The organism is Bordetella muralis (assembly GCF_965139205.1).
Taxonomy (GTDB): domain Bacteria; phylum Pseudomonadota; class Gammaproteobacteria; order Burkholderiales; family Burkholderiaceae_B; genus Bordetella_A; species Bordetella_A muralis.
Window position 1 is genome coordinate 187258 of sequence record NZ_CBCSIU010000002.1, and the last position, 11808, is coordinate 199065.

Sequence of the window (11808 nt, forward strand, 5' to 3'; positions counted from 1 at the left end):
AATTAAATGGCGAGTTCCAGTTTCATGCCTTCGTGCGTCGCGACGAAACCTAACGATTCATAAAATCGACGGGCGTCGGCGCGCGCCTTATCGGTGGTCAATTGAACCATACCGCAGCCGTGCGCGCGGCATTGCTCGATGGCCCAGTCAAACAAGGCCCGTCCCGTGCCGGCGCCGCGTTCGTTTGACGCGACCCGCACGCTCTCGATCTGGCCGCGCCACAGCCCCCGGCGCGACAGGCCGGGAATAAAGCTCAATTGCAGGCAGCCCACCACCGCGCCGTCGCGCATGGCCACCGCCAGATACTGATTCGGATCGCGCTCGATGGCCTCGAAGGCCCGCACATAACACGGGGCGGCGGGAATGGAGGCATCCTCGCGCTGGCTGCCCAGCACATCGTCCGCGAGTAACGCGATGATGGCATCGAGGTCGGCCCGGCCGGCGCGGCGAAACTGTAATGACGCAAGCTGAGACATGAACGGTTCCTGAGGTCGCTGCGTGTGGTTTTCCGGATAAGACTGCTATTTGGATGTCATCATAGCCATCAAACCGGGTTATCCCAAACTCGGTCGCCCTCAGGAGTGTGCATGTCGCTCGAGGCGGCGGGCGTGATCTGCTGCTCAGGCTTCGGACTGCGTTTTCCGCTTGCCAGTCCATCGTGTAAACAGGTCTTGAGGACCCATGAGCCGGAATCCCCAATTCAGGCTCACTGCCGCTGCAGCCAGGAAGATCAGGCTGATCCCGGCGATTTGCGACCAGGCCAGTTGCTGGCCATAGACCACATAGTCCAGCAAGATCGCGACGGCAGGGTAGATGAAAGCCAACGCCGCGGTCGAGGTCGTGGGCAGTTTCTGAATGGCTGAATACAACAGGATATAGGTCAGGCTGGTATGCAGCAGGCCGATCGCGACCAGATAGCCCCATTGCACGGGGGCGGACGGCAGGGCATGCAGATCCACCATCGGCAGCAGCAGCACGGCGCCCAGGCTGACCTGCACCAGGGCCAGCACGTGCGGAGCAATATGCTTGAGCCGTTTGACGATGATGGAGGTGACCGCATACAGCGCGCCTGCCCCCAACGCCAACGTCAAACCATGGATATAGCCGCCGGCCTGGGCCAGCTCTGCGGGCTCGATACGCAATACCAGTATCAAACCGCCAAACGCCAGTACCGACCAGCCTAGCTTGGCGAGCGTCGGGCGCTCGCCCAGAAACACCGCACCCAGCGCGATCAAGAAAAACGGCTGAAAGTTGTAGACCGCTGTCGACAGGGAAATCGACGCCCAGCGATAGGCCGAGAACAACAACACCCAGTTCAACACAATGGCGACGCCCGCCGCCATGGCCCATGCCAGCGTGGTGCGCGTAAAGATGCCGGGCCGCAGCAGACCACGCGCCAGGCAGTAGGCCAGCAGCCCCAACGCACCAAACACACAGCGAAAGAAGACTACATTCCAGGCACTTTGGCCGGACTCCAGGACAAATATCCCTACCGTGCCCGAGAGGGTCATGGCCATGGCCATTTGGGCTACGCCTGCATTTTGATTGGCAGTTTTCATCGATTGCTCCCTGTTTCAGAGGTGCCAGCAGTGCACCGTTGATGAGAAAAATTATCCCAGGGAGTTAAAGCGGGTAATATGCAGAAAAAATAGAGAATATATCTTTCCACCTTCTTTTTTGGGGTATTTATGAATAATGACCTAAAAATCGAAAATGACGTCTTGGACGGTATCGACCGTCGTCTGGTGCAACTGTTGACGGCGAATGCGCGCACCACGACGGCGGACCTGGCGCGCCAGGTCGGCATGTCTTCGCCCAGCGTCGCGGATCGCCTGCGACGCCTGGAGGAATCCGGCGTGGTGCGTGGTTATACGCTGGATGTCGATCCCGTGGCTTTGGGCTATACCTTGACCGCGATCGCGCGTATCCGCCCCTTGCCCGGTCAACTGCATCGCGTCGAAAAGCTCATCGCCGAAATCGGCGAGGTGATCGAGTGCGACAAGGTCACAGGCGATGATTGTTTTATCGCGCGCCTGGTATTGAAATCCATCGAGCAACTCGATGGCGTGCTGGACAGGATCACCGAGTTCGCAGAAACGAATACCGCGATCGTGAAAAGCAGCACGGTGCGCCGCCGCCTGCCGCCACTGCAATCAGCGAGGCCGTGATACCGAGCGCCGCACAGGGTGCGGCTTGACTCCATCAGGCCCCGGCACTGCAGGCCTGCAAAATATCTTCCTTCAGCGAGGCAGGCTTGTCGGTGGGCGCATAGCGTTTGATCACCTGACCGTCGCGGCCCACCAGGAATTTGGTGAAATTCCATTTGATGCCCTCGGTGCCTAGCACACCGGGTTTTTCGCCCTTGAGCCAACGATATATCGGGTGAGCATTCGGCCCATTGACCTCGATCTTGGCGAACATGGGAAAGGTGACACCGTATTCGGTCGAGCAAAAATTCTGGATGGCAGCTTCGTCGCCGGGTTCCTGATGGCCAAACTGATCGCACGGAAAGCCCAGCACGGTCAGCCCCGCTGCGTGGTAATCACGGTACAGCGTCTCCAGCCCCGCATACTGCGGCGTGAACCCGCATTTCGACGCGACATTCACCACTAACAGTACCTGGCCGCGAAATGCCTCCAGCGCTTGTTCCTTGCCCTGGATGTCTGTCGCAGAAAAATCGTAGATTGTGCTCATGGCGGCCTCTCGTCGTTCGGTTTCGAACGAGACCCTGGAGACCGCGTGACATGGGCCTCTTGATGGGTCTCTCGGCTCAGTGTAGCGCGCTACGGGCAGGCGTCATACGGACAGCCATTCCGGATTGACATGCAGCATTGCATGCGGACACACCGGACACCGCCGATTTGTCCTTGCCGCGCCCGCGGTTTCAGCAGGTTTTTCGACCGAGCCCGCCTATGATGGAGGGTATAGCATTCACACGGAATTCGTACGGAGCCCACAACATGGACGATTTAGTAAAAAGACTCGAAGCCATGCTGGCCAAAGGCCAAAACAATGCCATGTTGCGTTTGTCGTTAGGCAAGGCCTATACCGAACAGGAACAGTTCGATGTCGCGGCACCGCATCTGCGCGCAGCCTTGGAACTGGATCCGCAATATTCCGTCGCCTGGAAGTGGCTGGGCAAAGCATTGCAAGGGCAGGGCGATCTCGCAGGCGCAAGACAGGCATGGGAGAGCGGCATCGCGGCTGCGCAAGCGCGCGGCGATCAGCAGATCATCAAGGAATTACAGGTATTTATCAAACGTCTGGATCGCGCCAGCCAAATGTAAAAGCAACAAGGAGATGTGTCTCGAACCCGGCCAAGGCCCGCGCGGCTATTGACGCCTGTGGGGGCTCGGTTCTGTAATCGAAGACATGGACGAGAGAGATAGAGGTCAACGCTGAGATGGGCAAACCGATAGATTTACGATCCCCGTATACCAATGGACCGGATCGCCACAGCAAAACGGCGCGCGATGCATTGCAATCGCTATGGCGTAGTCTGAACATGCCTGACGAGGCCATGGACGTCATTGAACTGACGGGCGCGGAACCGGTGTTTCCCTCGTCGTTTGCGGTAGGCACTGCGGCGCAGGCCAGTATGGCTGCCGCGGCGCTGGCTGCGGCAGAGATCTGGCATCTGCGGGGCGGCACGCGGCAACGCGTCTCGATCAACATGCTGCACGCGGCCCAGGAATGCCGCAGCTATTTCACGCTCGACGGGGTCGAGCCTGATGTGCACGACAAAATCACCGGGGTGTATCGCTGTGGCGATGGGGGCTGGGTGCGTATTCACGCCAATTTCGCTCATCACCGGGATGGTGCTTTGGCATTACTGGGGTGCCCGACGGGCCCCGAGACCAGCCGTGACATGGTCGAGCGGGCGCTTTCCACACGCAGCGCGTTGGACTTCGAGCAACAGGCGGCCGAGGCAGGGCTGGTGGTGACAGCCATGCGCACTTTCGACGAATGGGACCGCCATCCGCAGGGCCTGGCGATCGCTGGCCAGCCGGTGCTGACCGTGACACGCATGGGTGAGGCCGATCCGCGCCCCTTGCCCAAGTATTCTCAGGAAGCGCGCCCGCTGAAGGACATACGCGTGCTGGACTTGACGCGCATCATTGCCGGCCCGGTGTGCGGCCGGGCGCTGGCGGCGTACGGGGCCGATGTCATGCTGGTCAATTCGCCTCATCTGCCCAATATCGAGACGATTGCGGAAACCAGCCGCGGCAAACTGTCCGTACATGCGGATCTGGAAACCGCGGACGGACGCATCGCCTTGGCCAATCTGCTGCGCAGTGCTCACATCTTCGTGCAGGGATATCGCCCGGGGGCGCTGCAGTCCGTGGGATTCGGCCCGCAAGACGTGGCGCGCATACGGCCGGGCATCGTGTATGTCTCGCTGTCGGCGTACGGCGACAGCGGGCCCTGGGCGCAGCGCCGCGGGTTCGACTCACTGGTGCAGACCGCGACGGGCTTTAATCACGCCGAGGCGCAGGCAGCCGGGATCGACCGTCCGAAGCCATTGCCTATGCAGATTCTCGACCATGCGTCGGGTTATTTGATGGCGTTTGGCGCGCAGGTGGCTCTGGCGCGTCAGGCGACCGAAGGGGGCAGCTGGCATGTGCGCGTGTCATTGGCGCAGACGGCGCGCTGGTTGCGTTCATTGGGTCGTGTTGCAGATGGGCTGCAGTGCCCGATGCCTCCAATAGCGAGCTATCTGGAGACGACGCCCTCAGGGTTTGGCCAACTGACTGCCGTGCGTCATGCCGCGCAGTTTTCATTGACCCCTGCGCGTTGGACGAGACCCTCTGTTCCGCCAGGGACGAACCCGACGGTCTGGCCGTTTAATTAATTAGGAACTCGCATGTCTACGACCATTTATCACAACCCCCGCTGCGGTACGTCGCGCAACGTCCTGCAGATGATCCGTGACGCGGGTATCGAGCCCACGATTATTGAGTATCTCAAATCACCGCCATCGCGCCAGACGCTGGCCGGGCTGATCCAACAATCGGGATTGAGCGTGCGCGAGGCCGTGCGGGCCAAAGAGTCTCTCTACGAAGAGCTCGGTCTGGACGCAGCCGATGTGACCGACGACGAGTTGCTGGATGCGATGATTGAGAATCCCATCCTGATCAATCGTCCATTCGTCGTGACCGAGCATGGTGCGCGTCTCTGCCGCCCCGCCGAATTGGTCAAGGAAATTCTGCCGTAAGGCTATTTTTTCGAGGTCTGCAGCGGATGACTGGCGCGCCAGTCCCGCAGTGCCTGCAGGGTGTTGGCCACATGCCGGTCCGGACTCATGTCGGTATAGGCATAGCCGATCTTATGGTCCGGCAAAACCACGTATGACACCCGTTTCGCATAATCAGGCCGGCGGTCATGGACGGCATCGTAGGCTTTCATGATGGCCTGATTCTCATCGGCAGCGACCGCGAACTTGCCGCGGCACTCGCTGACCGAGAATTTTTTTAGCGTATCGATATCGTCGGCCGAGACGCCGATCACGCTGGCGCCCAGGGCCTTGTAGTCGTCGATGGCCTCGGCAAAATTGCGCGCCTCGATCGTGCATCCCTGGGTGAAGGCCGCAGGATAAAAGTACAGCACGACAGGGCCTTGCTTGAGCGCCTCAGCCAGTTTGAACGTGAAGACTTCGCCGCCCAAGGACGCCGGCGCCGAAAAATCGGGCGCCGCAGCACCGACCGGTAATTCGGCATGAGCCAATAACGGGTTGGCCAAGACCGCAGCCATGGTCAGCGAAATCAAAGCACGTTTCAGCATAAGTCGCTCAAGTCTCAGGTCGTATCTCAGTTCCAGCGGCCGCCGGAGCCGCCCAGACTGAAGCGACCCGCACCCATGAAGGCGATAGCCAATGCGCCAAACAGGAACATGCCCTGCAATTCCAGCGCCCAGCCGCCTTGCGCGTTCAGGCTGCTGAGTTGCCCGGTATGCGCCAGCAGGATCGCAACAATCATGTTGACGAACACCAGCAGGCCGCCCAGACGGCTATAGAACCCGAGGATGATCAACAGAGGGCCGACGACCTCGCCCAGATAAGCGGCGTAGGCGAGGAAACCCGGCAGCCCATGCGAGCTCAACATGCCGGAGATGCCTCCCACGCCGCTGGAGAGTTTCATGATGCCGTGCATTAGCACCAGAATGCCTAAGCTGAGGCGTAAAACGAGCTTGCCGGTGTCATCAGATTTGATCATTTGGATTCTCTTTGATTTGTAGGTGTACACCCGTTAATAAATAAATGCCCCGCAAAATCTATTCATTGAAAACGGCTGGTGCGCTCATTATTGCAAATCTTTGGTGAATGACAAGGTAGAACCCGATACAGGATGTGCCGCGTCCGCAGAGAGCGCTTGCGCCGCGCTGAGGGAGTTCCTTACCTGGACCAACTCGGCAGCGACGGCCACGGCAATTTCCGCCGGTGTACGGCTGCCGATAGGCAGCCCCACAGGGCCGCGCAAACGGGCGATGTGATCGTCGGTCAGGTCAAACTGACGCAGGCGCTCGCGCCGTTTCGCCTGGTTTGGCCGTGATCCCAACGCGCCTACATAAAAGGCAGGCGATTTCAATGCCTCCAGCAACGCCATATCATCCAGTTTCGGATCATGCGTCAGCGCCACGATGGCGGTGCGGGCATCGACGCCTATTTCCAGCACGGCATCGTCAGGCATGGTGGTCAGCAGCGTAGCTTGCGGCATGTCCCATCCGCCATAGATTTCCTCGCGCGGATCACAGACCAGCACGCGAAAATCCAGCATCGTGGCGATGTGGCACAGCGCGCGTGCTGTCTGATTGGCGCCGATGATCAACAAACGCCATTGCGGCCCATAGACCGCGCGCAGGATCCGCCCGTCAAAATCCGGGCCGTCAGAGGGATTGGCCGGCGCCAGCGTGCAGGCGCCTGTCTGCAAGTCAAGCGTACGCGCAACCAGCCGCTGTTCGGTGATATCCGTCAACACGGCGTCGAGCCACTCGGGCGTTCGCAGAGGCTCCACGACCAGGCGCAGCGTGCCACCGCAGGGCAGCCCGAAACGCGCTGCCTCATCGCCCGTCACGCCATAGGTAATGCGGTCGGGCCGGTCCGGCAGCGTGCCTGCCTGAGCGCGAGCGATCAAATCGTCTTCGACGCAACCGCCGGAGACCGATCCCACCATGCGGCCGTCAGCGCGCAACGCCATGAGCGCGCCCGCCTGGCGGGGCGCGGAGCCCCATGTTTGGGCGACCGTTGCCAAATGCACGGCATGGCCTTCCCGAATCCATTCGCGCGCCTGGCGCAGCACATCCATATCCAGCGAGTTCATCGGAAATGAGTCTTGTGTGAAGGTTACTGAAGCGTTGATCAGAGACGGCGCTTATGCCGGGTTCATCAAATCTGCAGGGACATCGACATCACGCAAAATACCTGCGTCATCGCACTCGATTTCGAGTGCGCCGTGACGCACCAATAATGCCCGGGCGCCCGTGTCACCCCCGAGTCCGGCCAACTCGGGCAAGAACTGCGTACCGAATATAACAGGGTGCCCGCGTTGGCCCCGGTACACCGGCACGACAATACGGTCGCGAGCGGCGTACGCCAACAATCGCTGCAGCGTGCCGGCCCGCAGCCAGGGCATATCGGCTAACGCAACCACACAGGCCGTCGCTTGCAGTGCCGTGTCTGCTCCATCCGTCTGGCCAGCCGGCCGTTGAATGAGGTGACGGGCTGCCGCCGCCAGCGAAATCCCCATGCCGCGCGGGCTGTCCGGCACATTCACGATCTGGCAGCCAACGTCGGATAGCATCGCCGATAAAGAGGCCGGCTGTTCGGTAACGATCGCTATCGTATCGGGCAGCGTCGTCAGCAGCGTCTGCGCACTGGCCTGCACGACATGGCGGCCATCGGGCAATCTGGCCAGGAGCTTGTGCGCCTCATGACCTGTGGCATCCAGCAAGGCAGCCCGATAACGCATGCCTTCGCCTGCAGCCAACAGGATGCCGATATAGTGAGGCGCCGCAGCCGTCGCAGACTCCATTCCCGTCGCCGTGTAGTCAATGATCGGCAAAGCTTAGGCCTGAGGGCTTGCCGCGTCAATCGGCGCGGNCGCCCGTGAGCGGCCAGCCTGGGACCCTCGAATCCGTTTCGGTGTCAAGGTTGCCGCACAAACAGCGCATCGGGGATGTCGTCAATCTCCGACAGGGTCAGTGCTCCGCTGGTCGTCTGATCCGCGCCGGGTACAAAGTTCATCGCCGCATCCTGCAGCATGGGAATTCGGAATGTGTCGCCTTGCCAGTGCTGCATGGCGCGGGGCGCGGAGGCGCCGGCCACCATGAGCAGGCCGTTGCCTTCCTGCCGAATCACGATGTCTCCGTAATAGGGATGCGTATACCGGCCCACATAGCGTTTGGCATCGATGACCTGGTCCGAGCCGGCCGGCGGTGTGCCGTGCAGACGGCCTGGACGATCCAGCAATTGTGCCAATGCCTCATGCCATTTATCCCGCAGATCGGGCCAGATATCCTGATCCGGCCGGTCGCCGAACAGCAAGGTCATCAATTTATATTCCAGCGCATCCGGTACACCCATCGGCGGGGTGTTGGTCAATATCACGATACCCAGGCCTTGCGCGGGCAAAAAAGAGACGCGCGTATTGATGCCTTCCTCGAAGGCGCCGTTATGCTCCAGCACTTTGCGGCCATTATCGTTGCGGACTTCCAGCCCCAGACCGTAATGCAGCGAGGGGAACGCGGGGTTGATGATGGTTTGCGCCGTCTGAGTCTCGTGCATGGCGTCTTCGGAGACAATCTGTTTACCGTCCAACTGACCGGCATTCATCTCGAACGCGACAAAGCGCAGCATGTCGTTCAGCGTGGAATACACGCCTCCTGCAGGCGCCTCTGCATTGTGCGAGTTGACCTCGGTGGCCACCGCCTTGCCGTTGACGAGTTCGTGGGCTGCAGAGCGGTTTTCCACACCCAGAAACTCTTCGTGCGTGACGACGGTGTGATTCATCCCCAGGGGCTTGATGATCCGGCTGCGCACCAGGTCTTCCCACGACATGCCTGCGGCCTGTGCGGCGACTTCGCCTGCCAGGGTGAGATTCCAATTGGAGTAGGCATACTGTGTACGAAAAGGCGTGACCGGCGGCAAATGACGCAGCCGTTTGAACACCTCGGCACGCGGATAACTGAAAATCACCTCCAGATCGTCACCGTAGAACGACGCATAGCCCGTGCGTTGCGACAGCAGATCGCGCAGCGTCATTTCGCTGGTCACATAGGGATCCTGAAAACGGATGCCGCTGACCAGATCAGACACCTTGCTATCCCATTGCACGGCGTCGTCGCCCACCAGCGCCGCGACCGAGGCCCCGGCAAACACCTTGGAAACCGACGCCAAGGGAAACAACGTATCGGCGTCCACCGGTTTGCCGCTGCGGACATCGCGCACGCCATAGCCGCGCGCCAGCACGGGCTTGCCGTCCACAATGATGCCGACTGCCATACCCGGCAAACCACTGCGCGCCAGCAGATCGTTGGCGTAGGCTTCAAACGCGGGCAGGGCGCGCGCGACCTGCTCCGTAGTCAACTTCCTGCCGGCCGTGGCCTCGCTGGTGTCCAGGTTGTAAGCGTAGGCGGCGCCCACGCCGGCGACTGCCATGACCGCGGCAATCGTGGCGGATATCACACTGTGCCGATAGCACGGGAATAGCTGTTTCATACGAATCCCTATTCGGTTGTCCTGCAACGTAGTGCCTGTTTTTCGAGGTCGAGCGTCAAGCTGACTCGCTCTCTATTGCCATCCCGTCTGATAGATCAATCGCAGCAATGCCTGATTGAACGCCACGCCTTGCTCCTGCTGACGCAAGAATCCAGCTTGCACGATCAACCCAAAATCCGTTTGATAGGCCGCCGTGGCCGACCAGCCCCAATCGTTGTTGTCGACAAAGCCCTGGTCGGCCAAACTCCCTTGGATGGCGTTCAGATCACGGCGCGCCGCGGTGAGCGTGTAAAGCATCTGGCCGTGGCTGAGGCTGGCTGAAAGGACGGTATCGGTGGCGGCTGCCTGGCGTCCCATATAGCCGCGTAGATACACGGCTTCGGCAAACAATCGCAGTCCCCATGTCTCGGACAGTGGCGTGTCGTAGTTGACGGTGACCGACATACCGGTTTCGCCGCGTTCATCGGCCTCGCCGTCGCCGCGCGCCATTCGGCCTACCGCGATACCGCCGCGCAAGCCGGGCAGGCCGGGGATATCCGAAATGTCATAGGCGATCCCGCCGGACTGCAATCCATGGGTATTGCCGGGTCCGCCGTCCTCCAACTGCGGGAGGGCGGGATAGTCTTTTGTCCAGGTATGGCCAAAAATCGTGTTATCCCGCTTGAACACAATAGAGGTCCAGGTGTGGCGCGCCGAGTCCGCGTTTTTCCACGACCATCGCGCACCCAGGCCCAACGAGCCGGGATAGCTGTAGTCCCCGGAAAACCCGCTATAGATGCCGTCGACTGTCTGCCAGGCCTCGCCATAGCCCACCTCGAATTTCCCTGCAAACAGCGTGGTGTGACCGGCGTCGTAGGTCACGAACAGATTGCGCAGCTGCCCGTCCAGTTGTTCAAAGGCGCGATCTTCGGGCGCGGTAGCAAACGAGCGGAATTCCGCCAATCCCGATATCGCGAGTGTGGGCGTCAGTTTTGCAACGATGGCGCCCTGCATAAAGGGATCCACCGTGTTCCACGACGACGGCAGGCCCGAGCCCTCAGGGCCTTTGACATCATAGAAATGGGCGTTTTCGATGTAGCCGATGAACTGGCCGGAGACGTGCGGATAGGTTTCGTGCGGTGCGATTGCCGGATCGACCGCCGGGTCCAGGATGATCTCTGACTGGGATGCCCGCGCTGCGCTCGGCACGATAGCGTGACCCGCCAGCATCGTAAAGATGACTGCGCCAGAGACGAACTGCCATCTTCGGAGTGCCAGCATGGGTGGAGGCTAATCAAAAGAAACAAAAAGTGTTGCGATATTAGCAAAAACTTCATTAAAGCAAAACATTGCCATCTTTTTCGGCCGGTCCGACGGCGGCAAAACCGAATATCCAGCGCACGTCCGGCCTGATTCAAAAAGGCTTTGAAAACGCGTGATCGCCGCCCTGGGATAGGGGCGCATGCGGCATGCGACTTGCTGACGGGCAAACAGGCGCCACGCTCTCGCGGCGCCGCAGCGGAATATGTGCCGCGCACATCAGGAGATAAGCATGATGAATCGCTTTATACACAGTGGTCTGGCCGTCGTATTGACCTTGGGCATGATGGGTGTCAGCGCCGCACAGGCGCCCACCACACCGCAGCCTAGCCAACCCGTCACCAAGCTGGACAGCACCGATCGGCAATTTTTGAATGATGCCGCTCACTCTGGCGCGTTGGAGATCCAGGCCAGCAAACTCGCGCTGGAAAAGGGGCGTCACGCCGACGTCAAGGCCTTTGCGCAAAAGATGATCGACGAGCATACCAAGGTCGCTCAGAAATTGGCAGAGTTGGCCAAGAGCAAAGGATATGAAATCCCCAGTGACCCCTCGCTGATGCAAAAGGCCAGGCTCAAGGCGTTGGACGTACGTGACGACAGCTTTGACGAAGCCTATGCAAAAGAGATCGGTGTGTCGGCCCACGAGGATGCCGTCAAACTGTTTGAAAAAGCTTCGACGGACGCCCAGGACCCCGACGTCAAACAGTTCGCCATAGAAACGCTGCCCAGCTTGAAGCATCATCTCGAGGATGCCCGCAAGCTGCAGCAAACTGTCGCGCCGGCCAAGCAGTAGGCGA

General features: G+C 60.2%; 14 protein-coding genes. 5 read left to right on the forward strand and 9 right to left on the reverse strand.

Features of this window, described 5'->3' with window-relative positions; translation table 11 throughout:
- Window positions 1-2: 2 nt before the first annotated feature.
- A complete protein-coding gene (locus ACNA0I_RS05255; protein WP_415805015.1) occupies window positions 3-476 on the reverse strand; it encodes a GNAT family N-acetyltransferase in 474 nt (157 codons plus the stop codon).
- Between the two features lie 144 nt (window positions 477-620).
- Window positions 621-1559 (reverse strand): DMT family transporter, encoded by a 939-nt coding sequence (locus tag ACNA0I_RS05260; protein WP_415805016.1) that lies wholly within the window; start codon window positions 1557-1559, stop codon window positions 621-623.
- A 129-nt stretch (window positions 1560-1688) separates the two neighbouring features.
- On the opposite strand from ACNA0I_RS05260, the gene ACNA0I_RS05265 reads away from it, so the two are divergent.
- The gene (locus ACNA0I_RS05265) at window positions 1689-2168 is read left to right on the forward strand and encodes an Lrp/AsnC family transcriptional regulator (RefSeq protein WP_415805017.1); all 480 of its coding nucleotides are present in this window, start codon (window positions 1689-1691) and stop codon (window positions 2166-2168) included.
- A gap of 34 nt (window positions 2169-2202) precedes the next feature.
- Here ACNA0I_RS05265 and ACNA0I_RS05270 read toward each other — a convergent pair whose 3' ends face one another.
- A complete protein-coding gene (locus ACNA0I_RS05270) occupies window positions 2203-2694 on the reverse strand; it encodes a glutathione peroxidase (RefSeq protein ID WP_415805018.1) in 492 nt (163 codons plus the stop codon).
- Between the two features lie 266 nt (window positions 2695-2960).
- Between ACNA0I_RS05270 and ACNA0I_RS05275 the strand changes: the two genes are divergently transcribed.
- The 3 genes from ACNA0I_RS05275 (at window position 2961) to arsC (ending at window position 5215) form a co-directional block, all read left to right on the forward strand.
- Window positions 2961-3287, forward strand: coding sequence for a tetratricopeptide repeat protein (locus tag ACNA0I_RS05275; protein ID WP_094821200.1), 327 nt, complete (start codon window positions 2961-2963; stop codon window positions 3285-3287).
- 116 nt (window positions 3288-3403) lie between these two features.
- Window positions 3404-4852, forward strand: coding sequence for a CoA transferase (locus ACNA0I_RS05280; protein ID WP_415805019.1), 1449 nt, complete (start codon window positions 3404-3406; stop codon window positions 4850-4852).
- Window positions 4853-4864: 12 nt separating this feature from the next.
- A complete protein-coding gene (arsC, locus tag ACNA0I_RS05285; protein ID WP_415805020.1) occupies window positions 4865-5215 on the forward strand; it encodes an arsenate reductase (glutaredoxin) in 351 nt (116 codons plus the stop codon).
- Between the two features lie 2 nt (window positions 5216-5217).
- On the opposite strand, the gene ACNA0I_RS05290 is transcribed toward arsC, so the two are convergent.
- From ACNA0I_RS05290 to ACNA0I_RS05315, 6 genes are all read right to left on the reverse strand, one after another.
- A complete protein-coding gene (locus ACNA0I_RS05290) occupies window positions 5218-5781 on the reverse strand; it encodes a peroxiredoxin (RefSeq protein ID WP_415805021.1) in 564 nt (187 codons plus the stop codon).
- 26 nt (window positions 5782-5807) lie between these two features.
- The gene (locus ACNA0I_RS05295; RefSeq protein WP_415805022.1) at window positions 5808-6212 is read right to left on the reverse strand and encodes a DoxX family protein; all 405 of its coding nucleotides are present in this window, start codon (window positions 6210-6212) and stop codon (window positions 5808-5810) included.
- Window positions 6213-6299: 87 nt separating this feature from the next.
- Complete coding sequence (locus tag ACNA0I_RS05300) at window positions 6300-7316, reverse strand: XdhC family protein (RefSeq protein ID WP_415805023.1); 1017 nt, start codon at window positions 7314-7316, stop codon at window positions 6300-6302.
- A 51-nt stretch (window positions 7317-7367) separates the two neighbouring features.
- Window positions 7368-8027: a nucleotidyltransferase family protein gene (locus tag ACNA0I_RS05305; protein ID WP_415805024.1), complete on the reverse strand. Its 660-nt coding sequence runs from the start codon at window positions 8025-8027 to the stop codon at window positions 7368-7370.
- Window positions 8028-8140: 113 nt separating this feature from the next.
- Window positions 8141-9712 carry a serine hydrolase gene (locus tag ACNA0I_RS05310; protein ID WP_415805025.1) on the reverse strand — a complete coding sequence of 524 codons (1572 nt, stop codon included), beginning with the start codon at window positions 9710-9712 and terminating at the stop codon, window positions 8141-8143.
- A gap of 72 nt (window positions 9713-9784) precedes the next feature.
- Entirely contained in the window at window positions 9785-10972 is a 1188-nt protein-coding gene (locus ACNA0I_RS05315) for a hypothetical protein (protein ID WP_415805026.1), read from the reverse strand.
- 271 nt (window positions 10973-11243) lie between these two features.
- Between ACNA0I_RS05315 and ACNA0I_RS05320 the strand changes: the two genes are divergently transcribed.
- Window positions 11244-11804: a DUF4142 domain-containing protein gene (locus ACNA0I_RS05320; protein WP_415805027.1), complete on the forward strand. Its 561-nt coding sequence runs from the start codon at window positions 11244-11246 to the stop codon at window positions 11802-11804.
- The last annotated feature ends 4 nt before the right edge of the window (window positions 11805-11808 follow it).